Consider the following 26,725-nt stretch of genomic DNA (forward strand, 5'->3'; position numbering starts at 1 on the left):
CTCGGCGCGAGAAGTTCTCCCGCGGCTCTCGCGGCTCGCTCAACTCCCGCAGCGCACCCGGGCGCATGCGCGCCGCCCGCCGGAATCACTGTGTTCCGGGGTGTGTTTCGGGCTGTTTTCCGACGTCACGGACCCCTTGACACCCACTCCTCGCGCCGGGCACATTGAGTTGCGCAACCTGAAGCATGTTGCGCAGACAGCAACCGGATTGCTTTCTAGCCGGAGGTGCGGCGATGGCGGGACCCCGAGTGGTCATCATCGGAGCGGGTGTCGTGGGGGCGGCGCTCGCGGACGAGATCTCCGCGCGAGGCTGGACCGAAGTGACCGTGGTCGACCAGGGCCCGCTGCCCGCCACCGGCGGCTCGTCCTCGCATGCGCCCGGGCTGGTCTTCCAGACCAACTCCTCGAAGACGATGACCGAGTTGGCCCGCTACACGGTCGAGAAGTTCTGCTCCCTGGACGTCGACGGCAAGCCCTGCTTCCTCCAGGTCGGCGGCCTCGAAGTAGCCACCACCCCCGAGCGCGTCGCCGAACTCCACCGCCGCCACGGCTGGATCACCGCCTGGGGCATCGAGGCCCGCCTGCTCACCCCCGAGGAGTGCGTCGAGCACCACCCGCTTCTCAACGCTGACAGGGTCCTCGGCGGCCTCCTGGTCCCCACCGACGGCCTCGCGAAAGCCGTCCTCGCCGTCGAGGCGCAGATCCGCCGGGCCACGGAACGCGGTGTGACCTTCCTCGCCCGCCACGAAGTCCTGGACGTCCAGCGGGCCGACGGCCGCGTCACCGGCGTCCTCACCGACCAGGGCGAGCTCCCCGCCGACATCGTCGTCTGCTGCGCCGGCATCTGGGGCCCCAAGATCGCCCGCATGGTCGGCATGAACCTCCCGCTGACCCCGCTCGGCCACCAACTCGCCTGGACCGGACCGGTACCCGCCCTCGCCGGCCAGACCGAGGAGGCCGTCCGCCCGATCCTGCGCCACCAGGACGCCGACCTCTACTACCGCGACCGCTTCGACGCCATCGGCATCGGCTACTACGGCCACCGCCCCATGCCCATCTCGGCCGACGACATCCTCTCGGTCGGCGAGGCCGACGACATGCCCTCCGTCCTCAAGTTCACGGAGGACGACTTCGCACCCGCCTGGACGGAGACGCAGTCCCTGCTCCCCGCCACGAAGGACGCGAAGGTCGAGGAGGGCATCAACGGCCTGTTCTCCTTCACCACCGACAACTTCCCCCTCCTCGGGGAGAGTTCGGACGTCAAGGGCTTCTGGGTCGCCGAGGCCGTCTGGGTCACGCACTCGGCGGGCGTCGGCCGCGCGATGGCCGAGTGGCTGGTCGACGGATACTGCTCGTCCTTCGACCTCCACGAGTGCGACGTCAACCGCTTCGAACAGCACCAACTCGCCCCCGAATACGTCCTGGCCCGCGACTGCCAGAACTTCGTCGAGGTCTACGACATCCTCCACCCCCTCCAGCCGTCCGGTAAGCCGCGCCCGATCCGCACCAGCCCCTTCCACACCCGCCAGTTGGAACACGGCGCGGTCTTCCTGGAGGCCAACGGCTGGGAACGCCCCCAGTGGTACGAGGCCAACTCGGGCCTGCTGGAAGGCCGTTCGATCCCCACCCCGAACGACTGGGCGGCGCAGTACTGGTCGCCCATCGTCGGCGCCGAGGCACAGGCCACCCGCGAAACGGTCGCGATGTACGACATGACGGCCCTCAAACGCCTGGAGGTCACCGGCCCCGGTGCCGCCGACTTCCTGGAGGGCCTGGTCACCGGCAAGGTCGCCAAGTCGGTCGGCTCGGTGACGTACACCCTCCTGCTGGACGAGGACGGCGGCATCCGCAGCGACATCACCGTCGCCCGCCTGGCCCGCGACCGCTTCCAGGTCGGTGCCAACGGCAACCTCGACCTCGACTGGTTCACCCGCCACCTCCCGGCCGACGGCACGGTCCAGGTCCGCGACATCACGCCGGGCACGTGCTGCATCGGCCTCTGGGGCCCACTGGCACGCAAGGTCCTACAGCCCCTGACGGACGAGGACTTCACGAACGAAGGCCTCAAATACTTCCGAGCCAAGAAGGCCTACATCGGCACGGTCCCGGTGACCGCCATGCGTCTGTCGTACGTCGGCGAACTGGGCTGGGAGCTGTACACCACCGCCGACCAGGGCCAGAAACTCTGGGACACCCTCTGGCAGGCGGCGCAACCGCTGGGCGGTGTCATCGCAGGCCGCGGCGCCTTCAACAGCCTCCGCCTGGAGAAGGGTTACCGCTCCTTCGGCACCGACATGACCTACGAGCACGACCCGTACGAGGCCGGCGTCGGCTTCGCCGTCAAACTCGACAAGGGCGACTTCATCGGCAAGGCGGCACTGGAACGCCGAAAGACCGACGTGCGACGGCAGTTGACCTGCCTCACCATCGACGACCCGCACTCGGTCGTCATGGGCAAGGAGCCGGTCTACGACGGCGAGCGCGCCGTCGGTTACGTCACCAGCGCCGCCTACGGCTACACGATCGGCAAGGGCATCGCCTACGCCTGGCTCCCGGCCGAACTCGCCACCCCTGGCACCCAGTTGCACATCGGCTACTTCGACGAGCGCGTCGAGGCGGTCGTGGCGGCGGAGCCACTGTTCGACCCGACGATGTCCCGTCTCCGTGGCTGACCGGAAGGACACGAACGCCGTATGAACGCGCTCAACACCCCTTTGGCCGAACTGGATCCCGAGGTCCACGCCGCACTCCGCGCCGAACTGCACCGTCAGCAGTCCACGTTGGAGATGATCGCCTCCGAGAACTTCGCACCCTCCGCCGTACTGGAGGCGCAGGGCTCGGTCCTCACCAACAAATACGCCGAGGGCTACCCCGGCCGTCGCTACTACGGCGGCTGTGAACACGTCGACGTCACCGAGCGGTTGGCGATCGAGCGGGTCAAGTCCCTGTTCGGCGCGGGCTTCGCCAACGTCCAGCCGCACTCGGGCGCGCAGGCCAACACGGCGGTGTTCTTCGCCCTGTTGAAGCCCGGCGACACGATCCTCGGCCTGGACCTCGCCCACGGCGGCCACCTCACCCACGGCATGCGTCTCAACTACAGCGGCAAGATGCTGAACGTGGTTCCGTACCACGTCTCCGAGACCGACAACCTGGTCGACATGGACGAGGTGGAACGCCTCGCCAAGGAACACCGCCCCCAGATGATCATCGCCGGATGGTCGGCGTATCCACGGCAGTTGGACTTCGCGGAGTTCCGGCGGATCGCCGACGAGGTGGGCGCGCTGCTCATGGTCGACATGGCGCACTTCGCGGGCCTGGTAGCCGCAGGGCTCCATCCGAACCCCGTGCCACACGCCCACGTGACCACGACGACGACACACAAAACCCTCGGCGGCCCACGCGGCGGAGTCATCCTCACCAACGAGGCCGACCTCGCCAAGAAGATCAACTCGGCGGTGTTTCCCGGAATGCAGGGCGGCCCGCTGGAGCACGTCATCGCCGCGAAGGCGGTGTCGTTCAAGGTCGCGGCATCACCGGAGTTCGCGGAACGCCAGGCGCGTACGTTGGCGGGTTCCCGCATCCTCGCGGAACGCCTGACCCGAGCCGATGTGGCAGCCACGGGGGTCAAGGTCCTCACCGGCGGCACGGACGTCCACCTCGTCCTGGTCGACCTGCGCGACTCGGAGTTGGACGGCCGACAGGCGGAAGACCTGCTCCACGAGATCGGCATCACGGTCAACCGCAACGCCGTGCCCTTCGACCCACGCCCGCCCATGGTCACGTCGGGCCTGCGCATCGGCACGCCGGCGTTGGCGACACGCGGCTTCACGGAGGAGGACTTCGCAGAGGTGGCGGACGTGATCGCGCTGGCCCTCCAACCGGAGCCCGACATGGGCGACTTGAGCGCCCGCACGAAGAAACTCGCGGCGAAGCACCCGCTCTACCCGCACCTGTCCGAGGAGGGCACCTCCCGATGACGACCCCCCGCACCCCGGGCGCGGACCTCCCCGAACACCCCGATTGGCTCTGGCGCACCCCCGAGCCGAAACGCTCGTACGACGTGGTGATCGTGGGCGGCGGCGGCCACGGCCTGGCGACGGCCCACTACTTGGCGAAGAACCACGGCATCACCAACGTCGCGGTGCTGGAGAAGGGTTGGCTCGCGGGCGGCAACATGGCCCGCAACACCACGATCATCCGCTCCAACTACCTCTGGGACGAGAGCGCGGGCATCTACGAACACGCCCTCAAACTCTGGGAGGGCCTGGAGGAGGAGCTGGACTACCCGATCCTCTTCTCCCAGCGTGGAGTCCTCAACCTTGCCCACAGCCTCCAGGACGTCCGGGACAGCGTGCGCCGAGTAGAGGCGAACCGCCTCAACGGCGTGGACGCCGAATGGCTCGACGAACGGCAGGTCAAGGAGGTCTGCCCGATCGTCAACACCTCACCGGACGTGCGGTATCCGGTGATGGGAGCCACCTACCAACCCCGCGCGGGCATCGCCAAACACGACCACGTTGCGTGGGGCCTGGCCCGCTCGGCCGACGCGGCGGGCATCGACCTCATCCAGAACTGCGAGGTCACGGGCCTGGACATCGTCGACGGCAGGGTGGTGGGCGTACAGACCACACTCGGCCCGATATCGGCGGGCAAGGTAGCCCTGTGCTCGGCGGGCCACACGTCGGTCCTGGCAGCCATGGCGGGCATCCAACTCCCGCTCCAGAGCCACCCGTTGCAAGCACTGGTCTCGGAACTCCTGGAACCGGTCCACCCCACGGTGGTCATGTCGAACGCGGTCCATGTGTACGTGAGCCAGGCGCACAAGGGCGAGTTGGTGATGGGCGCGGGCATCGACTCGTACAACTCCTATACGCAGCGCGGCGCGTTCCACATCATCGAGGAGCAAATGGCCGCGGCCTTGGAGCTGTTCCCGGTCTTCGCCCGCGCCCACGTACTCCGCACCTGGGGCGGCATCGTGGACGTAACCCCGGACGCGTCACCGATCGTAGGCCTCACCCCGGTCGACAACCTCTACCTGAACTGCGGTTGGGGGACGGGCGGTTTCAAGGCCACCCCGGGCGTCGGCTGGGTCTACGCCCACACCATCGCCCACGACACCCCTCACCACCTCAACGCCCCCTTCTCGCTCGACCGTTTCACCACCGGCGCGCTCGTCGACGAGCACGGCGCTGCCGCGGTGGCCCACTAGGGAGCCGAACGATGCTGCTGATCCCCTGCCCCTGGTGCGGGCCCCGCGACGAGGCCGAGTACCACTATGGCGGCCAGGCCCATGTCGCCTACCCACAAACCCCGTCCGACCTGACCGACGAGGAGTGGGCGCGTTACCTGTTCTTCCGCGACAACCCCAAGGGCCCCTTCGCGGAACGCTGGAACCACGCGGCGGGCTGCCGCCGCTGGTTCAACGCGGTAAGGGACACGGCGACGAACGAGATCCTGGGGGTGTACCGGGCGGGGGAGGAGCGGCCAACGGCGGCTGGGGTGGGGGTAGTTGCCGATTCTCCGGCGTCCACTGTTCAGCGCGGGCCGGCAATGTCAGCCCGTCCCGCGTCCACTCTTCAGCCCAGGCCCGCAATCTCAGCCCGTCCGGCGTTTGAGGACGAGGCCCTTTCGGGGCCGACGGGGGTCCAGGGGGCGGTGCCCCCTGGGAGCGGGGTCGAAGGGGCAGAGTTCCTGGAGGATGGGACGGGTAGGGGCGGCGGGGGCGAGACTCATCCGTTCCGCCACCCCACCCACGGCCGAATCCACCGAAACACCCCCCTCACCTTCACCTTCGACGGCACCGAATACCAGGGCTACAAAGGCGACACCCTCGCCTCCGCCCTCCTCGCCAACGGCATCATCCAAACCGGCACCAGCATCAAACTCGGCCGCCCCCGAGGCATCTTCACCGCCGGAGTCGAAGAACCCAACGCCGTCATCCAGATCGAGGCCCCGTTCCCCGAGCCGATGCTCCCGGCCACAACGATCGAGCTGTACGACGGCCTGATCGCCACCAGCCTCCCCGGCCAGGGCCGCCTCGCCACAGAACCGGACCCCGCTCGCTACGACGCCGTCCACGCCCACTGCGACCTGCTGGTCGTAGGCGCAGGCCCAGCCGGCCTGGCCGCCGCAGCCACCGCAGCCCGAACCGGCGCCCGCGTCATCCTCGCCGACGACCGCCCCGACCTCGGCGGCAGCCTCCAGGACACCGCCCAACACCTCGACTGGGTAACCGAGTTGAGCGAAGACCTCACCACCGCCCCCGACGTCCGCGTCCTCCGCCGCACCACTGTCTTCGGCCACTACGACGACAACCACCTCCTGGCCGTGGAACGCCGCACCAACCACCTCGGCGCAACAGCCCCCACCCACATCTCCCGAGAACGCGTCTGGCGCATCCGAGCCCGCCGAGTGGTCCTGGCAACCGGCGCCCACGAACGCTCCCTCGCCTTCCCGGACAACGACCGCCCCGGAGTAATGCTGGCCGCGTCGGCCCGCGCGTACATCAACCGCTACGGTGTCCTCCCCGGCCGCAACGCCGTCGTCTTCACGACCAACGACAGTGCGTACGCAGCCGCGTTGGACCTGGCAGCGGCAGGCGTACGGATCGCGGCGATAGTGGACACCCGCCCGTCCGCCCCGGAGGACTGGGCAAGCCGAGCCCGTGACGCAGGCATCGAGGTACTGCCCGGCCACGCAGTAGTGGGCACCGAGGGCACCCCACGCCTGACCGCCGTAACGGTCGCCCCGTACGGCGAAACCCCGGACACGACAAGGCAGTTCACCGCAGACCTCCTCCTGGTCTCCGGCGGCTGGAACCCGGTCGCCCACCTCTTCAGCCAGGCAGGAGGAAAACTCCGCTACGACGACACCCTCGGCACGTTCGTCCCGGACACCTGCCGACAAGCAGTCGAGGTCGCGGGCAGCGCGAACGGCGAATTCGACCTGGCCGGTGCCTTGTTGCAGGGCGCGGCCGCAGGAGCCCGAGCGATGGAGGCAGAGGGCTACACGGCCGAAGCCCCCCGCCTCCCGCAGATCGCCCCCGAACCCCACACCCCCGCCATGCAGGTCTTCGACGTCCCCGGCGTCACCACCGACGCCCCCCGCTTCGTGGACCTCCAACGAGACGTCACCGTCGCCGACTTGACCCGAGCAACCGCCGCAGGCCTCAACTCGGTCGAACACACCAAGCGCTACACGACGGCCGGCACGGCCAACGACCAGGGCAAGACCTCCGGCGTCCTGGCCAGTGGCGTGGTCGCCGAACCCCTGGGCGTGGACGTGTCGTTGCTCGGCACGACGACCTTCCGCCCGCCGTACACACCGGTCTCCTTCGCCACCCTCGCCGGCCGCGACCGGGGCGCCCTGCACGACCCGATCCGTACGACCGCGCTGCACGACTGGCACGTCATGCAGGGCGCGTTGTTCGAGAACGTCGGCCAGTGGAAGCGTCCTTGGTACTACCCGCAGGGCGGCGAGGACATGGAGACCGCGGTCCTGCGCGAGTGCGCGGCGGCCCGCGAGGGCGTCGCCTTCATGGACGGTTCCACCCTCGGCAAGATCGACGTACAGGGCCCGGACGCACCCGTCTTCCTCGACCGGCTCTACACCAACATGATGAGCAACTTGAAGGTCGGCATGGTCCGTTACGGGGTCATGTGCCGCCCGGACGGCATGGTCTTCGACGACGGCACCGCCATCCGCCTCGCCCCGGACCGCTACCTGGTCACGACGACGACGGGCAACGCGGCCGCCGTACTCGACTGGATGGAGGAGTGGCACCAGACCGAGTGGCCCGAACTCCGCGTCCACTGTGCCTCGGTGACCGAACAGTGGGCCACCGTGGCCCTGGTCGGCCCCCGCTCCCGCGAGGTGCTCGGCTCGCTCGCGCCCCAACTGGCCGTAGGGAACGATGACTTCCCGTTCATGGCCTGGCGGGACACGACCGTCGCGGGCATCGAGGCCAGGGTGTGCCGGATCAGCTTCTCCGGCGAACTCGCCTACGAGATCAACGTCTCGCCGTGGGAGGCCCTCGCCCTGTGGGAGGCGCTGTACGAGGCCGGTGCCCCCTTCGGCATCACCCCGTACGGCACCGAGACCATGCACGTCCTGCGCGCCGAGAAGGGCTACCCGATCATCGGCCAGGACACCGACGGCACCGTAACGCCCCAGGATCTCGGCATGAGTTGGGCGGTGTCGAAGAAGAAGCCCGACTTCATCGGCAAGCGCTCCTACGCCCGCGCAGATGCCGTCCGCCCCGACCGCAAGCACCTCGTCGGCCTGCTCCCCGAGGATCCCGCCGCCTTCCTCCCCGAGGGCACCCAACTCATCGCGGACAGCGTACTCCCGGCCCCGCCCGTCCCGATGCTCGGCCACGTCACCTCCAGCTACCGCAGCGCCGCCCTCGGCCGCACCTTCGCCCTCGCCCTGATCAAGGGCGGCCGCGACCGCATCGGCGAACGCCTCTACGCCCCCGTGGGCGACCGCTTGATCCCGGTCACCGTCGCAAGCCCCGTCCTCTACGACCCCGAGGGAGCCCGCCGCGATGGCTGACACCGCCCTTTCCGTCCCGCGCCGCAGCCCCCTCGCGGGCGCCGCCGACCGACTGGCGGCCACGACCCGTTCCTCCGGCGGCACGATCCGGCTGGCCGAACTCCCCTTCCTGGCCCAGGTGAACCTCCGGCTCGACCCGAAGGGCGCGGCGGCGGACGCCGTAGGACTCGCACTCGGTCTGTCGCTGCCCGTCGAGCCCAACACTGTTGTCCGGTCAGGGGAGTTGACCGTGCTGTGGCTCGGGCCGGACGAGTGGCTGGTGGTCGGACCGCCGGACACCCAGCGGGACGTGGAGCAGCGGATCCGTGCGGCGGCCGGTGACGAACACATCGCCGTCACCGACGTCTCCGCCCAGCGCACCACCCTCCTCGTCTCCGGCGCGCGGGCCCGCGACCTGCTGGCCCACGGCTGCGCGCTGGACCTGCACCCGCGGGCCTTCGGCGCCGGACGCTGCGCCCAGACCATGCTGGCCCGCGCCCAGGTCGTCCTGGTCGCACGCGACGAACCCGGCTCCGGATTCTGGGTGTTGGTCCGCTCGTCCTTCGCCGGGTATCTGACGGACTGGCTGCTGGACGCGGCGGCGGAGTACGTGCGCAACGACTGAACCGGCCGTACACCGAAGGCCGTTCGGCCGTCACCGGCAGAACGGCCTTCCGCATGTGGGTGGTTGTGCCGGTGGTGTCAGACGACCGCCTGGCCGACCTCCACCTCGTCGAGACGCTTGCTCCTGGGGATCAGAGCGACGAGCAGGGCGCCCACGGCGACGCAACCGACCACCAGCCAGAGCCCGTTGGTGAAGCCGGCGTCGAGGTAGAACTGGGTGCCCTTGAGGACCGCCCCGTGCTGCGCCATCACGACGAAGGCCAGCTGGGAGACGACGATCTGGGCGACGCCCTGGCCGAGGGTCTGGACGCCGTTGGCGAGTGCCTGTTCCTCGGGGGTGACCACCTCGATGATCATGATGGGCACGATCGCCATCACGATGCCCGTACCCAGCCCCGCGATCACGCCCATCTCGATGATCTGCGGGGCGCTGTGGTGCAGATGGGTGCCGATGCCGTAGCCGAGGACCGCGAGCGCGGCGCCGGTGCCCAGGAGGATGCGTGCGTCGATCCGGCGGGAGAGCAGGCCGGTACCGACGGCTCCCACGATGATCATGGCGCTGATCGGGCTGGTGACGATGGCGTTGTGGGTGCCCGACCAGCCCAGGCCCGCCGAGATCGTGGGGATGTTCGGCATCAGGATCAGCAGCTGGATGACCACGCCGACGGCGCTGAGCGAGCCGGCCGCGATGGAGGTGGCGAGGAGAACGGTCCACACCGGGCGGCGTCGGGTCATGGAGAGCGGGAACAGGGGCTCCGCGACCCGGCGTTCGACGAGGACGAAGGCGATCAGCGCGATCGCGGCTCCGACGACGTAGCCGATGAACTTGCCGCTGCCCCAACCCCAGTGCGAGCCCTGGCCGACGGCGTAGATGACGGCCGTGACGCCGCCGCCGAGGAGGATTCCGCCGGCCCAGTCCATCCGGCCGGCCGCCGCGCGGACCGGGCTCTCCGGCACGAAGGCCGCGACCAGGAGGAAGCTGACGGCGGTGCTGATGGCCATGAACCACAGGACGCCGCGGAAGCCGTAGTCGTCCAGCAGCCAGCCGGACAGGAACGGTCCGCCGAACGCGACGAGACCGACACCGCCGGCCAGGATCCCGCTGGCGACCCCGACCCACTTGCGCGGGAACACGTCACGGGTGATGGCGTAGGCGAGCGGGGCGCTGGCGGCGTAGATGCCCGCGATGCCGCGGCCGATCAGCAGGGTGCGGTAGTCGGTCGCGACGGCGGCGACCAGGTCGCCGACGAAGCCGAGTCCCGTGGCGACGAGCAGGACGCGCTTCTTGCCGAAGACGGCGGCGGCCTTGACCGCGAACGGCAGGAAGAACGTCCCGGTCAGCAGGGTCATCAGGGTGAACCACGCGATCTCGGTGGTCCTGAAGTGGATGGCGATGTCGGCCTGTGCGATGCCGGACAACGCGGCGATGAGTGCGACCAGTTGGACGGTCCAAACGAGAGCGACGATGACGAGGACATTGCGGGTCGTCGAGGGCGATCTTTCCTCGTCCCGCGGGGGAGTGAGCTGGGTCTGGGACATCGGCGGCCTTCCGGAGGTGAGCGGAGCGAAGGTCCAGAGAGCCGATAAATTAGACCTAACGGTCGGTACAATCAATGAGTTGCGCAAAAAGAAAGCTAACGTTGTGGCGGGTGTCGGCTCCGGGCCTGGTCAGCGATATCGGGCCAAAGTCTTCGACCAAATCGTCAACAATAGAGTCGACGCTATTGCTCGCTGATGAACGGAGAGCTACGTTCCTCGCCGTGCCTGCACGACCCCCGGTCCGGCGATCGAACGGAGTACCCGGCATGCCCAAGCTGTTCAGACGGTGTCAGTGGAATTCGGCCACGTTCATAGCGGCCCTCGCCGCGGCCATCGCCCTGGTGACCGGTGCGAGCGTGGCGCTGGCCAACAGCACGATCGGTACCGCGCAGGCCGCCAACTCGGCCTCGGCGAAGGCCGTTTCGGCGAGCACCACGACCTCGGGCATCGCGCCGGCCATCCCCTGTTCCGGCGTTGCCCAACTCGACCTGGCCGCCGCCGTCCCCGGGGTGCCCTTCGAGATCACCTCGGCCAACGAACTCGCCGCGAGCGCCAACACCCTTGGCAACTGGGCCGCTTGTGACGTCAAGGGCGTCATCGCTCCCCAACTCCACTTCGAGATCAAGCTTCCCGAGACCGGCTGGCAGGCCAACTACCTCCAGGTCGGCTGCGGCGGCCTCTGCGGCAACACCAGCGTCACCAGCGCCCCCGCCTCGACCGGCTGCGTCCCGCTGACCACCGGCGCGTTCGCCGTCGCCTCCAGCGACGAGGGCCACTACCAGGGCGGCGGCCTCTTCTCCACCGACCCGACCCTGCGCGCCGACTTCGGCTACAAGTCCGACCACGAACTGGTCCAGGCGGCCAAGGCGATCATCAAGCAGTACTACGGCCAGGCCGCCACCCACTCCTACTTCGACGGCTGCTCCCAGGGCGGCCATCAGGCCCTCACCGAGGCCCAGCGCTACCCGACCGACTTCGACGGCATCATCGCCGGCGCCCCGGCCAACAACTTCACCGCGCTGAACACCTTCTCGCACGCCTGGACCGCCCAGTCCGTGTACCTGAACGGCGGCCCGGCGACCATCACCAACGCCGACCTCGCCGACCTCCACAAGGCCGTGCTCAAGGGCTGCGGCGCCCCCGCCGACGGCATCATCGCCGACCCGCTGAGCTGCACCTGGGACCCCGGCACCATTCAGTGCAAGGCCGGCCAGACCTCGACGTCCGACGCGTACTGCCTGACCGCCGACCAGGTCACCACCCTGCGCCGCATCTACGCCGGGCCGACCGACGAACACGGCCAACTCCTCTACCCCGGCTACCAGTTGCGCGGCTCCGAGCTGAACTGGGCCGGCATCATCACCCCGGCCACCGCCACCGGCGCCAGCGGCGACATCAGCTTCGTGCGGGAGACCCTGCGCTACCAGATCTTCGACAGCCCGCAGCCGACCCTGACGTACAAGGACATCAAGTTCACGGCCGCCTACTACAAGAAGGTCATGGCCCTGGGCGAGGGCATGTACGACGCCACCGACCCGAACCTCACCGCGTTCAAGAAGGCCGGCGGCAAGCTGATCCTCTGGCACGGTCTCGGCGACCAGCACATCCCCGCCGTGGGAACGATGGCCTACTACAAGGCAGTTGAGAAGGCCGTCGGCGGCGAGACGGCCACCAAGACCTTCGCCCGTCTCTTCCTGCTCCCCGGCGTCGCACACTGCGGCGGCGGCCAGGGCCCGGACACCTTCGACGCGCTGACAGCGATCACCGACTGGGTCACCCAGGGCGATGCCCCAACCAGCCTGACGACCAAGTCCGTTGACAGCAGCGGGAACACCACCGCCTCCCGGCCGGTCTATCCCTTCCCCTACTACGCCAAGAACACCACGGGCGGCTCGGCCACCGACGCGAGCAGCTACACCCCCGTCAAGTCCACCGCCGAGGCGAACCTGAAGCTCGACTGGCTCGGCTCCTTCCGCTCCGGTTACGAGACGGTCGGCAACTGGGTCGGCGGCAAGTGGGTCGTCACCAAGGGCAAGAACTGACCGTAGAAGAGCGGTAGTTGAGGCATCGCGGCTCGCGGTTCACGCCGGGGGCCGCGACGGCGAGCGGGGGCGCCGGTCCGGATCCGGGTGCCGCAGGGCGCCGGCGACGACCGTGGTCGCCACGCGGTGATAGGCCTCGGTCTCCGGTACGGTGCCGGGCTGGCCGGCGGCGAGCAGGTGCCCGGCACCGATCAGGGTGCGGGCGAGCGTGTCGATGTCGGCATCCGGGGTGATGCGGCCGAGGTCGCGTTCCGCCGCGAGGTACGAGGCGAACATGCCCGTGGCCTCGGTGAGGAGGGGAACCCCGGCGGGCGTCGTGCCGCGCAGCCGGGCACGCAGGGCGTCCCGCGAGATGACCAGACCGACGATCGCCACCGCGACCGGACCGAACAGCTCCGACAGCGCGCCGGTGAGGTTGTCGGCGACCGTACCCGTCCCGGCGGCGGCGTGCAGGGCGGCGGACTGGGCGTCGAGCCGGCCGATACGGTCCAGGACGAGTTCCGCGAGGAAGGCGTCGAAGTCGGCGAAGTGCCGGTGCAGGACGCCCTTGGCGCAGCCTGCTTCCGTGGTCACCGCCCGACTGGTCAGCGCGTTCGCCCCGTCCCGGAGCAGCACCCGCTCGGCGGCGTCGAACAACTGCTCACGCGCATCGCGCAGGGCCACCCCTGTCGGCATACCGTGCATCCTTCCTTCCGCGCCCGGGTCTGCCCCGGCGAGCGGGCGGATGTCCGGCTCCGGACGAGTGGGCAGATGCCCGGCCCTGAACAAGCAGGCAGATGTCCGGCCATGGACAAGTGGGCGCGTGCCCAACCGTAGACGAGTGGGCGGGTGCCCACTAAAGTGGGCGCATGCCCACTATCCCCCCTGAACAGCCTGAAGAGCCTGAACGACCAGAGCCTGCCGGGCAGTTGGAGCATTCCGAGCAACCGCAACAGCCCGAGGGGTCGCGGCTCGCCGTGCGGGACTCGCATCGGGCCCGGCACATCGCGGAGTCCTTCGGTACCGACGCCGAGCGTTACGAGCGCGCCCGGCCTCCGTATCCCGACGCCCTGATCGACCGGATCGTCAGCGGCAGCCCCGGGCGCGATGTCCTCGACGCCGGGTGCGGGACCGGCATCGCGGCCCGGCAGTTCCAGGCGGCGGGCTGCCGGGTGCTCGGGGTCGAGCCGGACGGGCGGATGGCCGAGGTGGCGCGACGCCTCGGTGTCGAGGTCGATGTGTCGACACTGGAGGCCTGGGAACCGGCGGGCCGGGAGTTCGACGCGGTGGTCGCCGCCCAGTCCTGGCACTGGATCGACCCGGTCGCGGGGGCCGCGAAGGCCGCGCGGGTACTGCGCCCCGGCGGACGGCTGGCCGCGTTCTGGCACGTCTTCCAACTCCCGCCCGACATCGGGGAAGCCTTCGCCGAGGTCTACGAACGGGTCGTGCCCGAGGCGCCGGTCAACGTGCGATGGCTGTCGGGGGCGCCCGAGACCTCCTACGCGCCGATGCTCGCCAAGGCCGCCGACGGGTTCCGTACGGCGGGTGGGTTCGGGGACGCGGAGGAGTGGCGCTTCGACTGGGAGCGGACGTACACCCGGGACACCTGGCTGGACCAACTGCCCACGATCGGCCTCCTGACCCGACTGCCGCAGGACAGGCTGGCCGAACTGCTGGACGGCGTCGGGGCGGCGGTCGACAAGGCGGGCGGGAGCTTCACCATGCGCTATGCCACGGTCGCGGTCACCGCGACGCGGGCGGACGGGTGCTGACGGCCGGGGTCGACTGTCTACAGTCGGCGGTCCCCCGTCGACCGCTGATCAGCGACTGTCGACCGTGGACTGCTGATGGGCGACTGTCGACCGTCGATCACTGATAGGTACCTTGCCGACTGCCGACTGGCAACCGTCGTTCGGCAGCTGTCGACCACCGTTTGGCGACCGCCGACCGCCGACCGCCGACCGTCAACTGTCGATCGATGACTGTAGACAATCGCCTCGCCCGTCCCGTCAGGACACACAACCCACGTGTGCCAGCGCCTGCTTGAGCAACACCCCGTGTCCGCCCGGCATTTCGCTCCGCAGTGCCTCCGAGGCGGCCTCCTCGGGGCTGAACCAGACGAGGTCGAGAGCGTCCTGTCGGGGCCGGCAGTCGCCAGTGACCGGGACGACGTAGGCGAGGGAGACCGCGTGCTGGCGGGGGTCGTGGTACGGCGTGACCCCGTGCGTCGGGAAGTACTCGGCGACGGTGAACGGCTGCAGTGAGGTCGGGATGCGCGGCAGCGCGACGGGGCCGAGGTCCTTCTCCAGGTGGCGCAGGAGCGCGTCGCGGACCCGCTCGTGGTGCAGTACGCGGCCGGATACCAGCGTGCGGTTCACGGTGCCGTCCGGGCCGATGCGCAGCAGCAGGCCGATGCTGGTCACTTCGCCGCTGTCGTCGACGCGGACGGGGACCGCCTCGACGTAGAGGATCGGCATGCGGGCGCGTGCCTGTTCGAGGTCGTCGGCGGACAGCCAACCGGGCGTGGTGTCGGTCATGTCAGACATTGCTTGATCATACTTTCAGTGTCCGTCGGATAGCCGGTAGACCCGGCGGGCATTGTCGGCCCCCGCCCAGCGTGCCAGGCGCAGTGCGTCGGGCAGGCCCAGTTCGTCGGCGTCCACCCGGTCCTGGAGAAGGTCCCCAAGACCTCGGCGGAACGCCAGCGCACCGAGCCCATAGAACTCCGACAGACCATATGCGTCAGAGCTGTACAACAGTTTGCGGAACGGTGTGATCTCCAACGCCTCCGCCAGCACCGCCCGCGCCCGGACCGGTCCGACGTGGTGCAGGGTGAGCCCCACGTCCAGGTACACGCGTTCGAAGACGGCCGCCAAGTATCCGGCCTGACGCTGGTACGGCCAGCAGTGCAGGAGCAGCACCGGGATCGTCCCGGAGGTCGCGTGCAGCCAGTCCGTCAGCAGGGCGGGGTCCGTGCGGTGCAGCCGGATGTCGTTGTCGCCGAAGCCCGTGTGCAGCTGGAGGGGCAGGCCGAGGTCGACCGCGGTCCACAGCAACTCCCGTACCAGGACGGGGTCTTCGAGCCGCCCGCCCCGGGTCAGCCAGGCACGGGCCGCCGCGGTCACCTCCGCCTCCGAGGGACGGCCCGGGGCGAGATCGAACCCCGTCCGGTACGCGGCCACCGACTTCACCGCCACCACCCCCGGCCGCCGCACCGCGTCCAGAACGGCCGTCCGGAACGCCTCCGCGTACCCGTCGGGCTCGACCCCGCGCGCGGCCACGGACTCCGCGACCGTCTCAAGGCGTACGACCTCATGGGCCACCGCGCCCGCCGCTTCGGGGAGTTCGGCGAGTTCGGCGGGCGAGGTGATGCGGTGCGGCGCGAACCCCGTGTCGACGCAGAAGACGCCGGTGCCGGCGGCGGTCAGGAAGCGCCGGTTGACCTCGTGCGGGCCCAACTCGGCGCGCCGGGCGAGGTATTCGTCGGCGGGCGCGTGCCGCTCCAGGTCCAACACCGGTGCGCAGTAACGGCGTACGGCGATCCCGACCGGGCTGTCCAAGGGCGAGATCCCGCTGCCGGGCCAGACGTCCCCCTCGGTGAGCAGCGACTCGAAGGCCGCCCGGTCCAGGTCCTCGGTGACGACTCCGTGGCAGTGGTGGTCCACCAACTCCAGTGCGGCGAGCGCCTCGTGGACCGGTCCGGTGGCCATCGTCAGTACGTCCAGCGGTACATGGCAGCCATTTGCTCGTCGTCCAGGTCCGCCACGGCCGCGATCTCGCCCTGTCGTACGGCGATCACCGCGTCGGCGAGGACCGGTCCCAGCGCGGCCCGCAGGTGCTCGTCCTTGCGGAACTCCGCGACGGACTCGGCGAGGGAGGTCGGCAGCCGTCGTACGCCCCGGGTCTCGGCCTCCGGCGTGCCCAAGTGTGCGGGGTCGCCGGTGGTTTCCTCGGGCAGAGTGGCGGCGCTGGTCAGGCCGTCGAGGCCGGTGGCGATCAGGCTGCCGAGGGCGAGATAGGGGTTGGCGGCCAGGTCGACCGGCTTCACCTCCAGGTTCGCCGCCTGGGCGCGCTGTCCCGCCGTGCCGGTGACGACGCGTACCGCCGCCTCGCGGGTCTCGCGGCCCCAGGCGGTGAACACCCCGGCCCACTGGGAGGGTTGGAGGCGGAAATAGCTCGCCGGGCTCGGCGCGGTGACGGCGGTGAGCGCCGGGAGGTGGGCGAGGACACCGGCCGCGAACGACTCGGCGTCGGCCGTCATGCCGTAGCGGCGGTCGCCCCCGGAGTGGAGGTTCGTACCGTCGCGCCAGGCGGAGAGGTGGATGTGGCCGCCGTTGCCGACGCCGCGCGCGAGGACGGCCGGGCTGAACGAGGCGCGCAGGCCGTGCCGTTGGGAGATCGCGCGGATCGTCTGCCGTACGAGGACACTGCGGTCGGCCGCCGCGACCGGGTCGAGCGCGGCCACCGACAGCTCGAACTGACCGGCCGCGTACTCGGGGTGGAACTGCTCCACGTCCACGCCCTGGGTCGCCAGGGCCGACAGCAACTCGGCGCCGTAGTCGCTCAGTTCGACCTGCCGGGCCGCGCCGTACGCCGGACCGGTCGTGGCGGGGACGAACGTGCCGTCGGGTGCCGTGGCCAGGCCGAGTGACCACTCGATCTCGATGCCCGCGCGGAAGGTGAGCCCGTGCCGTCGCTGCGCGTCGACGACCGTACGGCGCAGGAAGGTTCGGCTGCAGCCGGGGTGGCGCTCGCCCTCCTGGGTGATGCGGTCGACCGGGGCCCAGGCCCAGCCGGGCTGGCCGGACAGGATGGCCAGGTGGTCGAGGTCGGGGTAGAGGCGCAGATCGCCGTCCGGGGAGCCGAGGACGTCGGTGGTGACGATGGAGTCGTTCGCCAGGAAGGTGTCGAACACCGGGGACATGCCGACGCCCCAGGCGGACGCCGAGGCGAGCTTCGCGGTTGGGACCGTCTTCACCCGGCCCACGCCCGCGGTGTCGACGTAGGCCAGGACGATCCCGTGCACCCCCCGCCCGGTCAGCTCGGCGGCCAGCGCGGTGGCGCGCTCGACCTCGCCGGGACGGCCGCCGGGGAGGGGGTCAGCAAGGGTGGTCATACGTCCTCCAGGGGCGCGTCCGGCACGGTCGGCGGCTCCGGTCAGGGTTTCACGGCCACCGCGCCGAACTGCGGTACCACGGCGGGCGATTCGGAGTCCGGGCGCCACTGCGAGCACGGCACCAGGCCCGGGTCGAGGAGGTCGAGCCCCTCGAAGAAGGCGGCGACGTCCGCGCGGCTGCGGGCGGTGATCGGGGGAGTGGCGTTCTCGTTCCAGAACTCCATCGCCGGGACGTTGCCCTCGCCGCCGAGGTCGGCGTCGAAGGTCGGGTGCGTCAGCACGAGGAAACTGCCCGAGGGGACCGCGGCCATGACCCGGCGTACGACCTCCCGGGCGTCCTCGGTGTCGAGGATGAAGTTCAGGATGCCCAGCATCATCACCGCGACCGGACGCTCGAAGTCCAGGGTGGCGGCGGCCCGTTGGACGATCGCCTCCGGGTCGTGCACATCAGCGTCGATGTAGTCGGTGACGCCCTCGCGGGTGCTCGTCAGCAGCGTGCGGGCGTGGATCAGCACCAGCGGATCGTTGTCGACGTAGACGATGCGGGCGTCGGGTGCGACGCGCTGGGCGATCTCGTGGGTGTTGTCGACGGTCGGCAGTCCGGTCCCGATGTCGAGGAACTGCCGTACCCCGCGCTCGCCGGCGAGGAACCGTACCGCCCGGCCGAGGAAGTCCCGGTCGGCGCGCGCCACTTCACGGATCACCGGGAACATTCCGGCGACGTGCTCGCCGACCCGCTGGTCGATCTCGTAGTTGTCCTTGCCGCCGATCCAGTAGTTCCAGACGCGCGCGTTGTGCGCCACACCGGTGTTGAGCCGGGTCGGTCCCTCTGCCGGGGTGTCGCTGTCACTCACGCTGTGGCTCCTTGTTCGTCCGTCCGATCCGTCAACTCCATTGTGCCGTCAGGTGATCACTCGGCCCAGGGGTTCGCGGCGATCGGGGCGAATGTTCTCCGGGAGCCGCGAACTGTCAGTCCAGGTGGCCGGGTTGGGCGGGCGGAGTCCGTCCGGCCAGGACGTCCTTCAGATCCGCGGTGCCGTGCTGCACGGCGGCCTTGGTCGTGTCGGCCTCCGTGCCGTCGAGGCCGCCGGAGGTGACGGTGATCGCGTCGGTGCCGACCCGGACGACGGCCAACTGCAGGGTGAGCGTGGTGGGTTCGTTGCCGCTCGTGCCCGTGACGGTGACCTGGAGACCCTGGCGGGCGTCGCCCACGGCGGGCACCGGGTCCTCGATGACCTGGACCGTCCGATGGCCGCCCTTGGAGTCCGTCGCGGTGAACTGGTCGCACTTCACCGGCAGCGTCTTCAGCCAGTTCAGGGAGGTGCCGAGCTTGGCCCGGTCGTAGGCGGCGACCTGGTAGAGCAGCCGGGAGTCGCCCTGCTCGAACCCGGTCAGCGCGGACGCGCCGGACGGTTTGCCGAGGAGGGTGTCGTCGTAGAGCGCGTCGAGCAGTTTCTGGCAGTCGGCGGCGTTCGTCTTCGCGGTGAGGAAGTCGGCGACGTCGACCTTGCCGACGACCAGCTTGTCGCCCCAGCCGGAGGCGTCCTTGACCTGCGTCCAGCCGTCTTCGAGGTCGGCCTCGGTGATCAACGCGGATGTGGCCCCGGCCTGGGTGAGGACGGCGGCGGACCTCCCGGCGCTGGGCGAGGCGGATTTCCCGGTACGGGGCGAGGCGAGCGGGGACTCGGCGGCGAGCGGCGAGGCGGCGACGTCCGAGGCGCTGTCGTGGCCCGCGCCGCCGCCGTCGCTGTCCCCTCCGCCGGAGCAGGCCGCGCAGGTCAGCAGGGCGCCCGCCGCGACGACCGAGGCGAGGACACGGAAGGGACGAGCAGGTCGGGAGGGCGGGCGACGGTGCATGGCGGGGCCTCCGGGGGAGTGGCAGATGTGTCCCCAGCGCACCATCGGGGCGCCGGGGTCTCCAGTACAGGGGGCCGTTCGGGTGAGTCACGGGGAGTAGGGGGATGCGAGTCTTCGCGGGTGAGGGGCCCTCCGGAGGCGAGAGGCGCGCCGGGGTGCGCGGCGCGTCAGCGTGCCTCGTCCTCCGGAGTCCCGGAATGCCGGTGCGGCAGATGCAGACGGTGCTCGTGGTGCTCGTGCGGCGGACGGGGTTCGTGTTCCGCGCGGCGCGCCCGCTCGGCGAGTCCGGCCTCCAGCACATGGACCGTGCGCCCGCCGCACTTCGGGCAGATCGCGTCGGCGAGGGGCGTCCTGAGGGCCTTCCCCTCCTCGTCGACGTACTCCTGCGTGGTCAGGCCGGCGGCGTCCGTCGGGTCGGTGAAGAACATCACCTGGAAGGTCGCCTCCCAGCAGTGGCCGCAGTCACCACAGGTGAACGCGAAGGTCTCCGGCACGGCTCGCGATTCCGCAGTCATGGCAGGTTCCTCCGTCGTGAGGGGCGGTCGCCCGGGGAGCGAAGCAGTGCCCCCAGCGCACAACGCCGCACGTCGTACGGCAACTCGAACGCCCCGCCCGGCATGCCCGCACCCCCGCCCGCCCCGACACTGGCCCCAGACCGGGACGAGCTCCGGCCGCTCGCCCCGCACCCTGACGCGAAGGAGTGACCATGCTGCCCGGATTCCTCACCAGGGCGGTCGAGTTGCTGCTCGGCAGGGAGGGCCGCTCGCTCCACCTGAAGGCGGCGGGCGCGGCGACGGCGGTCCTCGGCGTGGTGATGCTGGCGGGCTCCTGGGCGGTGGTCGCCGCCGAACAGGGAGCGCACGGCGCCAATTTGACGACGTACCCGAAGGCCCTGTGGTGGTCGATCGAGACGGCGACCACGGTCGGCTACGGCGACTTCTACCCGGTGACCCTGTGGGGCCGCGTCGTCGGCTCGGTGGTGATGGTCGCCGGCATCACCACCTACGGCCTCGTCACGGCGGCCCTGGCCACATGGTTCGTCGGCCGAGAACAGCACCGCCGGCATCATCTCGCCCACAGGGCCGAAGAGTTGGGTGAGGAGACGGTAAGGGCACTGCACGAGCGCTTCGACCGACTGGAGCGGATGGTGGCAGGGAAGGGCGAGGAGCCGGGTGGGTGAGGAGGGCGTATCGGCGGGGGAGGGCTGCGCGGTCGCGCGCCGTCACGGCGGGCAGGCGAGGAGGGTGTGTCGGCGGGGCAGGGGTGTGCGGTCGAGCGTCGTCACGGCTGGTAGGTGAGCGCGCCGGACCTGGCCATCCCTGTCCGTGCCGAGCAGCGGACCGTCCGGCGCGTCGCCCTCCGACGTCCCGCCGCCTACCCGATCAACGGCAGCGCACCGAAGACGTGTCCCTCCCACAGCCGCCGTGAAGTCTCCTCCGGATACGCCGTGACCACGGGTTCCGCGTCGAGCACCTGCACCGACCGCCGCTCCGTGTCGTACGCGGGCCAGCCCGGGTCGCCCGTCCTCGCGAACGCCGTCCAGGAGGCGCGGAAACGGGACGACAGGGCCAGGGCCTCGGGGGAGGGCTCGACGTCGGCGAACAGTAGATTGCCCAGGTCGGCGGTGAACGTGCCGAACAGCAGCGGGATGTCCAGGCCGTGGCAGGCGCCCAGTACTCCGCCCAACCCCGGCGCGGGCCAGGTGAGTTCGTAGACGTGCACACGTCCGCCGGCGGCGACCTGCGCATCCGCCAGGTGGAGGCACGGCATGCGGAACGCCCGGTCGGAGTGGACGAGTTCGTACAGCTCACTCGGTGTGGCGTCCGGGAAGGCGGTGCGATAGGCCTGTTCGGCGTCGGGGCCCGGGCCGAACCAGCGCAGGGCGGATGTCGCGTCCTCCTCGGTGGTCTTGCCGAGTTGGCCGCCGAGCGCGGTGAACAGGCGAAACTCGTCCCGGTTGTGACCGAGGATCAGCTCCACGTCGCGGGCCGCGCCCGCCGCGACACCCTGCCAGGGCGTGGTGGGCAGCACCTCGCCGTCGACGACGGGTGCGAAGGGGCTCAGCGTGTGGGCGAGGCCACCCCACCGGTCCTCGTACTGGTGCATCTTGTCGGTCAACGTCTCGCCCGCCGCGGGCAGTTGACGCGGGTCCACGGTCGCGAGGTCGGCGGCCGTGGGGCGCAGTCCCGCCTCGGCGGCGATCGCGGCCGCGATGTCCCGGGCCAGCTCGTCGGAGAAGAAGGGGCCCGGCACACTCTGCGCGACGGCCCGGCGGAACAGTCCGGCGGCGCTCGGCATCACCAGCAGCGAGGCCACCGACCCGGCACCGGCCGACTCGCCGAAGACGGTGACCTGTTCGGGATCACCGCCGAACGCGGCGATGTTCTCCCGCACCCACTCCAGCGCGGCGACCTGGTCGAGCAGCCCGCGGTTGGCGGGGGCGCCGTCGATCCGGGCGAACCCCTCGATGCCCACACGGTAGTTGAAGGTCACGACCACCAAGTCGCCCTCGCGGGCGATGCGTTGGGGGTCGTAGCCGGGGCTGCCCGCGTGTCCCAGCTTGTAGGCACCGCCGTAGATCCACACCATGACCGGTCGGCGGGCCGCCGGATCGGGTGCGGGCGTCCACACGTTCACGGTCAGCCAGTCGTCGCCCGTCGCCGCCTCCAACACGCCCCGGCGGCCCTGGAATCCGGACTCCTGCGGGGGCGGCGGACCGAAGTCGAGAGCGTCGCGTACGCCGTCCCAGCCGCGCACCGGGCGCGGTGCCTGGAACCGGGCCTCCCCGACGGGCGGTTCGGCGAACGGGATGCCGCGGAAGACAGTCAGCCCGTCCTCCAGCCGCCCGCGCACCGCACCGGCGCCGTAGCGCACCACGGCCGAACCGGCCGCCGTGTCACGGGAGTTGGGTGTCGTCATCGTCTTACTCCTCGCTGGGTGCCGGGGAACCACGGGCAAGCGGAGGGCGGTCGCCGTCCCGTATCACGCGGGACGGCGACCGCCGTGTGCTCGATGGCCAGAATGCCTTACGCCTTGGCCTCGGCGGCCTCGGGAGCCGGGGTCGGCTCCTCGCCGGCCGGCGCCTCAACCGCCTTGCGGGCCTTGGGGATCAGGCTCGCGAGGAAGAAGGCCAGCAGCGCCGCTCCGGCACCGATCGCCATGACCACCTTGAAGCCGTTCTCCGACGGGAGGGCGTTGCCGCCGAAGTCGGTGGTCATCTGGGCCAGGATCACACCGGCGATGGCACTGGCGAAGCTGGTGCCCAGGGACCGCATCAGGGTGTTGAGGCTGTTCGCCGCGCCGGTCTGGGACGGGTCGACCGCGCCCATGATCAGGGCGGGCAGGGCGCCGTAGGTGAAACCGACACCGGCGCCGATGATGCAGGACACCAGGATGAGATGCCAGACCTCGGACATCAGCAGGATGTTCAGCGCGTAGCCGGAGGCCACGATCAGCGCGCCGATCATCAGGGTGACCTTCGGGCCCTTGCTCTTGGTGACTCCGGCGGACACGGCGGACATCGCCATCATGACCAGGCCCTGCGGGGCGAGCACCAGGCCGACCATCAGCATCGACTTGCCCAGGCCGTAGCCGGTCTGCGTCGGCAGCTGGAGCAGCTGGGGGAGGACCAGGGACATCGCGAACATCGAGAAGCCGAGGGCGATCGAGGCCAGGTTGGTGAACAGCACCTGCGGCTTGGCGGTCGTACGCAGGTCGACCAGCGGCTGCGAGCTGCGCAGTTCGTACCAGCCCCAGGAGAGCAGGATCGTTACGGCGGCGATGCCGAGGATCAGGGTGGTCGGGCTGGTCCAGCCCCAGTCGGAGCCCTTGGAGATCGCGAGCAGCAGGGAGACCAGTCCGGCGGAGAGGCCGAGCGCGCCTACCAGGTCGAAGCGGCCGCCGGTGCGGACCTTGGACTCGGGCACGATCAGCAGGACCAGCAGGAAGGACACGGCGCCGAGGACGGCGGAGACCCAGAAGAGCAGGTGCCAGTTGTAGTGGTCTGCGATGAAGGCGGCCGAGGGCAGACCCAGGGCGCCGCCGACGCCGAGCGAGGCGCTCATCAGCGCGGTGGAGCCGGCCAGCCGCTCGCTGGGCAGCACGTCACGCATGATGCTGATGCCGAGCGGCACGACCGCGGCGGCCAGACCCTGGAGTGCGCGACCGATGACCATCGGGACCAGCGAGTCGGCCAGGGCACAGACGACGGAGCCGGTGACCAGCAGGATGATGCTGGTCAGCAGCATGCGGCGCTTGCCGAACATGTCCCCGAGCCGGCCCACGACCGGGGTGGCCACGGCGGCGGCCAGCAGGGTGGCGGTGACCGCCCACGCCGTGTTCGACGCGGAGGCGTTCAGGTACTTCGGCAGCTCCGGAATGATCGGGATGACCAGGGTCTGCATCAGTGAGACGACGATCCCGGCGAGGGCCAGCACCGCGACGACGGCGTTCGACCTCGGCGGAGCGGAGGAACCCGCTTCGGCGGGTCGGGCAAGGGCGTCGGACATGGCAGTGCCTCCATCTGGAACGGGCGTGACGGTCTGGACGAGCCGACTTGCTTGACTCACTCAACCATAAAGAGGTTGATTGACTTACGCAAGTGAATTCTGGGTGTGGGGCAGCAGGGGCAGTTCGGTGACGACCTCGAAGCCGCCCTCGGGGCGGTGCCCGGCGCGGAGCCGGCCGCCGGCGGACAGGGCGCGCTCGCGCATGCCGATCACGCCGTAGCCCTCGGCCGGAACGGGGGAGGAGGGTCTCGCGGGGGAGCCGGGCCTCGCCGTACCGCCGTGATCGGTGACGGTGATGCCCAGCCGGTCGTGCGAGTAGCTGAGCCGCACCTCCGCCGAGCCGGTGCCCGCGTGCTTGGTCACATTGGTGAGCGCTTCCTGCACGATGCGGTACGCCGTGAGATCCGCACCGGCGGACAACGGCCGTGGCCTGCCTTCGGTGTTGACGGTGACGGACAGCCCGGCGGGCTCGAACGAGGCCGCCAGCTCGGCGAGTTGGGCCAGTCCGGGCGCGGGACCGGACGGGGTGTCGGAGTGGTCGGCGTGGCGCAACAGGCCGACGGTGGCCTTGAGTTCACGTACGGCCGACCGGGTGGTGCCCGCGAGTTCACCGGCGATCCGCTCGGCCTCCTCGGGCCGGCTGCGCATCAGCCGTACGACTGTGCCCGCCTGGAGATTGGCCAGGACGAGGTGATGGGCGACGACGTCGTGGAGGTCGCGGGCGATCCGCATGCGTTCCTCGGTGACGCGGTGCCGTGCCTCGTTCTCCCGGGTCCGTTCCGCGTGCTCGGCACGGGCCTGCACCGCCTCCAGGTAGGCCGCGCGGAGCCGGGTCGTGGTGCCGAGGGAGGTCGGCAGCAGGAGCCAGAAGACCGGCCCGACCAGCTTCAGGATCAGCGGTTCGGTGGCGGGTCCCACGACCAGGGACGTGCCCAGGAGCAGGGTGATTCCGGATGCGGTGAACAGGTTCGCGGTGGTCCGGTCGGAGACGCGGGCCAACGTGTAGAGCGCGACCATCAGCGGTCCGATCACCAGGACCGTGAGGATGTAGCCGAGCGCGGCCACGGCCATGGCACCGCAGAGGGTGACCACCACCGTGGTGCGCGGCAGGGTGCGTCGCCACAACAGCGCGACGGACGAGAGTCCCGCGACCAACACGCCCGGCCACCAAGGGACTTCGAGGTCGCGGCCCGGGAGCGTCATCATGCTGCCCGGGAAGGAACAGGCGAAGAGCGTGGCGGCGACGATCAGGTCGACGGTACGGGGATGGCAGCGCAGCAGTCGCCGCAGGTCGTGGATCATGGGGTGGGGATCATGACGTGGGGGTTCCCGTCCGAGAGGGCAGGCCGTCCGCGGTTCCCGCTGTCGACCGCGGCCGACGACGGGAACCCGCGCGCCGCGACTACTCGTCGAAGGTGACGACGATCTTCTCCGCAGCGCCCGGCGTCAGCGCGAGCTCGAAGGCCTGGCCGACCTCGGCGAACGGCACCCGGTGGCTGATCAGCTTGGCGAACCGCTCGTGGTGCTCGACGATCTCCTGCGTGACCTCGAAGATCTCGGTCGGGTAGCCCTGCGAGGCGATCAGCGTGAGCTCGCTGCGCAGCATCCCGCCGAGGTCGATGTCGGCGCCCTTCTTCTGTACGGCGACCATCACCAGCTTGGCGCCCCACTTCGCGGAGTCGACCGTGGTGTTGACGACCGCGGCGACACCGGCGGCGTCGATGTAGATGTCGGTGCCCGGGCGGGGCTGGCCCAGCGCGTTGGCGGCCTGGCCGTGCAGCTCGGTCAGTCGGGCGGTGACGTCCTCCTCGGCGGAGTTGATCACGGCGTCCGCGCCGACGGCGAGCGCCGTCTCCAGGCGCGAGGCGATGACGTCCGCGACCACGACGTGCTCGACGCCGCGCAGCTTCAGCCAGATCGCCGCGCCCAGACCGATCGGCCCGGCACCGAAGATGACGACCTTGTCGCCGGGCTTGGCCTCGGAACGGTTCACGGCGTGCCGGGCCACGGCCATCGGCTCGTTGAGCGCGGCGACGTCGAACGGCACGGTGTCGGGGAAGACGGTGACGCTCTTGCCGACCTCGCAGTCCTCCAGGATCAGGTAGTCGCTCATGGCGCCGTGCTTGCCGCCGCAGCCGATGATCCCGGTGGGCGCGCCCTGCGGGTTGACGACCACCCGGTCCCCGGCCTTCAGACCCTCGACCTCCGCGCCGACCTCGACGATCTCACCGGCCGGCTCGTGGCCGAGGGGGACCGGGGTCATGGCGCCGCCGGGTCCGAAGGGGCCGCCGCCGATGTGCAGGAAGAAGGTGTCGGTACCGCAGATCCCACAGGCGCGGATCTTCATGAGGGCGTCCTTCGGTCCGGGCACCGGACGCTCGACGTCCACCACGTCGATCTTGTCTACGGCGCCGGTCTGCACGGACTTCATCGTGGCCATCAGGGGACTCGCTTTCCGTGTGCGTGAGGGGTGTCACCGGCCCCGGCGACGGACGGGGGGAGTGCTCCGGCGCCGGGGCCGGTGACTG

At 70.4% G+C, this 26,725-nt stretch carries 20 protein-coding genes; 8 read left to right on the forward strand and 12 right to left on the reverse strand.

From position 1 onward, the window contains the following. The first annotated feature begins 233 nt into the window (after window positions 1-233). Genes ACIBK4_RS40250 through ACIBK4_RS40270 form a run of 5 tightly spaced genes read left to right on the forward strand, consistent with a single transcriptional unit; the run spans window position 234 to window position 9,157 of the window. Window positions 234-2,672 carry an FAD-dependent oxidoreductase gene (locus ACIBK4_RS40250; protein WP_399003300.1) on the forward strand — a complete coding sequence of 813 codons (2,439 nt, stop codon included), beginning with the start codon at window positions 234-236 and terminating at the stop codon, window positions 2,670-2,672. A 21-nt stretch (window positions 2,673-2,693) separates the two neighbouring features. Further along, window positions 2,694-3,977, forward strand: a complete 1,284-nt coding sequence (gene glyA, locus ACIBK4_RS40255; RefSeq protein WP_399003302.1) for a serine hydroxymethyltransferase — start codon at window positions 2,694-2,696, stop codon at window positions 3,975-3,977. After that, window positions 3,974-5,209, forward strand: a complete 1,236-nt coding sequence (locus ACIBK4_RS40260; RefSeq protein WP_399003304.1) for a sarcosine oxidase subunit beta family protein — start codon at window positions 3,974-3,976, stop codon at window positions 5,207-5,209. Before glyA ends, ACIBK4_RS40260 begins: the two co-directional genes overlap by 4 nt. An 11-nt stretch (window positions 5,210-5,220) precedes the next feature. Then, window positions 5,221-8,553, forward strand: coding sequence for a sarcosine oxidase subunit delta family protein (locus ACIBK4_RS40265; RefSeq protein ID WP_399003306.1), 3,333 nt, complete (start codon window positions 5,221-5,223; stop codon window positions 8,551-8,553). Continuing rightward, complete coding sequence (locus tag ACIBK4_RS40270; RefSeq protein WP_399003308.1) at window positions 8,546-9,157, forward strand: sarcosine oxidase subunit gamma; 612 nt, start codon at window positions 8,546-8,548, stop codon at window positions 9,155-9,157. Before ACIBK4_RS40265 ends, ACIBK4_RS40270 begins: the two co-directional genes overlap by 8 nt. A 77-nt stretch (window positions 9,158-9,234) precedes the next feature. On the opposite strand, the gene ACIBK4_RS40275 is transcribed toward ACIBK4_RS40270, so the two are convergent. Continuing rightward, a complete protein-coding gene (locus tag ACIBK4_RS40275) occupies window positions 9,235-10,695 on the reverse strand; it encodes an MFS transporter (RefSeq protein ID WP_399003310.1) in 1,461 nt (486 codons plus the stop codon). Window positions 10,696-10,961: 266 nt separating this feature from the next. On the opposite strand from ACIBK4_RS40275, the gene ACIBK4_RS40280 reads away from it, so the two are divergent. Then, the gene (locus tag ACIBK4_RS40280) at window positions 10,962-12,737 is read left to right on the forward strand and encodes a tannase/feruloyl esterase family alpha/beta hydrolase (protein ID WP_399003312.1); all 1,776 of its coding nucleotides are present in this window, start codon (window positions 10,962-10,964) and stop codon (window positions 12,735-12,737) included. A gap of 39 nt (window positions 12,738-12,776) precedes the next feature. Here the strand turns inward: ACIBK4_RS40280 and ACIBK4_RS40285 are convergent, their stop codons facing one another. Continuing rightward, window positions 12,777-13,412, reverse strand: a complete 636-nt coding sequence (locus ACIBK4_RS40285) for a TetR/AcrR family transcriptional regulator (protein ID WP_399003314.1) — start codon at window positions 13,410-13,412, stop codon at window positions 12,777-12,779. Between the two features lie 173 nt (window positions 13,413-13,585). On the opposite strand from ACIBK4_RS40285, the gene ACIBK4_RS40290 reads away from it, so the two are divergent. Beyond that, window positions 13,586-14,488 carry a class I SAM-dependent methyltransferase gene (locus tag ACIBK4_RS40290; RefSeq protein WP_399003316.1) on the forward strand — a complete coding sequence of 301 codons (903 nt, stop codon included), beginning with the start codon at window positions 13,586-13,588 and terminating at the stop codon, window positions 14,486-14,488. A gap of 237 nt (window positions 14,489-14,725) precedes the next feature. Here ACIBK4_RS40290 and ACIBK4_RS40295 read toward each other — a convergent pair whose 3' ends face one another. The 6 genes from ACIBK4_RS40295 to ACIBK4_RS40320 form a co-directional block, all read right to left on the reverse strand. Then, window positions 14,726-15,253 carry an NUDIX hydrolase family protein gene (locus tag ACIBK4_RS40295; RefSeq protein ID WP_019070873.1) on the reverse strand — a complete coding sequence of 176 codons (528 nt, stop codon included), beginning with the start codon at window positions 15,251-15,253 and terminating at the stop codon, window positions 14,726-14,728. A 24-nt stretch (window positions 15,254-15,277) separates the two neighbouring features. Further along, on the reverse strand, window positions 15,278-16,426 hold the full coding sequence (locus ACIBK4_RS40300; RefSeq protein ID WP_399003318.1) for an amidohydrolase family protein: 1,149 nt from the start codon (window positions 16,424-16,426) through the stop codon (window positions 15,278-15,280). A 2-nt stretch (window positions 16,427-16,428) separates the two neighbouring features. Further along, window positions 16,429-17,832, reverse strand: coding sequence for a glutamine synthetase family protein (locus ACIBK4_RS40305; RefSeq protein ID WP_399003320.1), 1,404 nt, complete (start codon window positions 17,830-17,832; stop codon window positions 16,429-16,431). Between the two features lie 41 nt (window positions 17,833-17,873). Beyond that, window positions 17,874-18,686, reverse strand: coding sequence for an SAM-dependent methyltransferase (locus ACIBK4_RS40310; protein WP_399003322.1), 813 nt, complete (start codon window positions 18,684-18,686; stop codon window positions 17,874-17,876). A 115-nt stretch (window positions 18,687-18,801) separates the two neighbouring features. Further along, window positions 18,802-19,689, reverse strand: a complete 888-nt coding sequence (locus ACIBK4_RS40315) for a hypothetical protein (protein WP_399003324.1) — start codon at window positions 19,687-19,689, stop codon at window positions 18,802-18,804. Window positions 19,690-19,856: 167 nt separating this feature from the next. Continuing rightward, window positions 19,857-20,204: a hypothetical protein gene (locus ACIBK4_RS40320; RefSeq protein WP_399003326.1), complete on the reverse strand. Its 348-nt coding sequence runs from the start codon at window positions 20,202-20,204 to the stop codon at window positions 19,857-19,859. A 191-nt stretch (window positions 20,205-20,395) separates the two neighbouring features. On the opposite strand from ACIBK4_RS40320, the gene ACIBK4_RS40325 reads away from it, so the two are divergent. Then, the gene (locus ACIBK4_RS40325) at window positions 20,396-20,869 is read left to right on the forward strand and encodes a potassium channel family protein (protein ID WP_399003328.1); all 474 of its coding nucleotides are present in this window, start codon (window positions 20,396-20,398) and stop codon (window positions 20,867-20,869) included. 194 nt (window positions 20,870-21,063) lie between these two features. On the opposite strand, the gene ACIBK4_RS40330 is transcribed toward ACIBK4_RS40325, so the two are convergent. The 4 genes from ACIBK4_RS40330 to ACIBK4_RS40345 all read right to left on the reverse strand — a co-directional run bounded on the left by ACIBK4_RS40330 (window position 21,064) and on the right by ACIBK4_RS40345 (window position 26,637). Beyond that, the gene (locus ACIBK4_RS40330; protein WP_399003330.1) at window positions 21,064-22,608 is read right to left on the reverse strand and encodes a carboxylesterase/lipase family protein; all 1,545 of its coding nucleotides are present in this window, start codon (window positions 22,606-22,608) and stop codon (window positions 21,064-21,066) included. Between the two features lie 107 nt (window positions 22,609-22,715). Next, complete coding sequence (locus ACIBK4_RS40335; protein WP_399003332.1) at window positions 22,716-24,197, reverse strand: MFS transporter; 1,482 nt, start codon at window positions 24,195-24,197, stop codon at window positions 22,716-22,718. An 84-nt stretch (window positions 24,198-24,281) separates the two neighbouring features. Continuing rightward, window positions 24,282-25,499 carry a sensor histidine kinase gene (locus ACIBK4_RS40340; protein WP_399003335.1) on the reverse strand — a complete coding sequence of 406 codons (1,218 nt, stop codon included), beginning with the start codon at window positions 25,497-25,499 and terminating at the stop codon, window positions 24,282-24,284. A gap of 100 nt (window positions 25,500-25,599) precedes the next feature. After that, window positions 25,600-26,637, reverse strand: a complete 1,038-nt coding sequence (locus ACIBK4_RS40345; RefSeq protein ID WP_399003337.1) for a zinc-binding dehydrogenase — start codon at window positions 26,635-26,637, stop codon at window positions 25,600-25,602. Window positions 26,638-26,725: the final 88 nt, after the last annotated feature.

Origin of the sequence: Streptomyces sp. NPDC050528, assembly GCF_044457795.1 — a bacterium.
Taxonomy (GTDB): domain Bacteria; phylum Actinomycetota; class Actinomycetes; order Streptomycetales; family Streptomycetaceae; genus Streptomyces.

Bases quoted from the DNA above. Each gene is read 5' to 3' on its own strand.
- ACIBK4_RS40325 (WP_399003328.1), top strand. From the start codon at position 20,396: ATGCTGCCCGGATTCCTCACCAGGGCGGTCGAGTTGCTGCTCGGCAGG.
- ACIBK4_RS40315 (WP_399003324.1), bottom strand. From the start codon at position 19,689: ATGCACCGTCGCCCGCCCTCCCGACCTGCTCGTCCCTTCCGTGTCCTC.
- ACIBK4_RS40345 (WP_399003337.1), bottom strand. From the start codon at position 26,637: ATGGCCACGATGAAGTCCGTGCAGACCGGCGCCGTAGACAAGATCGAC.
- ACIBK4_RS40275 (WP_399003310.1), bottom strand. From the start codon at position 10,695: ATGTCCCAGACCCAGCTCACTCCCCCGCGGGACGAGGAAAGATCGCCC.
- ACIBK4_RS40330 (WP_399003330.1), bottom strand. From the start codon at position 22,608: ATGACGACACCCAACTCCCGTGACACGGCGGCCGGTTCGGCCGTGGTG.
- ACIBK4_RS40300 (WP_399003318.1), bottom strand. From the start codon at position 16,426: ATGGCCACCGGACCGGTCCACGAGGCGCTCGCCGCACTGGAGTTGGTG.
- ACIBK4_RS40340 (WP_399003335.1), bottom strand. From the start codon at position 25,499: ATGATCCACGACCTGCGGCGACTGCTGCGCTGCCATCCCCGTACCGTC.
- glyA (WP_399003302.1), top strand. From the start codon at position 2,694: ATGAACGCGCTCAACACCCCTTTGGCCGAACTGGATCCCGAGGTCCAC.
- ACIBK4_RS40290 (WP_399003316.1), top strand. From the start codon at position 13,586: ATGCCCACTATCCCCCCTGAACAGCCTGAAGAGCCTGAACGACCAGAG.
- ACIBK4_RS40260 (WP_399003304.1), top strand. From the start codon at position 3,974: ATGACGACCCCCCGCACCCCGGGCGCGGACCTCCCCGAACACCCCGAT.
- ACIBK4_RS40285 (WP_399003314.1), bottom strand. From the start codon at position 13,412: ATGCCGACAGGGGTGGCCCTGCGCGATGCGCGTGAGCAGTTGTTCGAC.
- ACIBK4_RS40295 (WP_019070873.1), bottom strand. From the start codon at position 15,253: ATGACCGACACCACGCCCGGTTGGCTGTCCGCCGACGACCTCGAACAG.
- ACIBK4_RS40265 (WP_399003306.1), top strand. From the start codon at position 5,221: ATGCTGCTGATCCCCTGCCCCTGGTGCGGGCCCCGCGACGAGGCCGAG.
- ACIBK4_RS40250 (WP_399003300.1), top strand. From the start codon at position 234: ATGGCGGGACCCCGAGTGGTCATCATCGGAGCGGGTGTCGTGGGGGCG.
- ACIBK4_RS40335 (WP_399003332.1), bottom strand. From the start codon at position 24,197: ATGTCCGACGCCCTTGCCCGACCCGCCGAAGCGGGTTCCTCCGCTCCG.
- ACIBK4_RS40270 (WP_399003308.1), top strand. From the start codon at position 8,546: ATGGCTGACACCGCCCTTTCCGTCCCGCGCCGCAGCCCCCTCGCGGGC.
- ACIBK4_RS40280 (WP_399003312.1), top strand. From the start codon at position 10,962: ATGCCCAAGCTGTTCAGACGGTGTCAGTGGAATTCGGCCACGTTCATA.
- ACIBK4_RS40305 (WP_399003320.1), bottom strand. From the start codon at position 17,832: ATGACCACCCTTGCTGACCCCCTCCCCGGCGGCCGTCCCGGCGAGGTC.
- ACIBK4_RS40320 (WP_399003326.1), bottom strand. From the start codon at position 20,204: ATGACTGCGGAATCGCGAGCCGTGCCGGAGACCTTCGCGTTCACCTGT.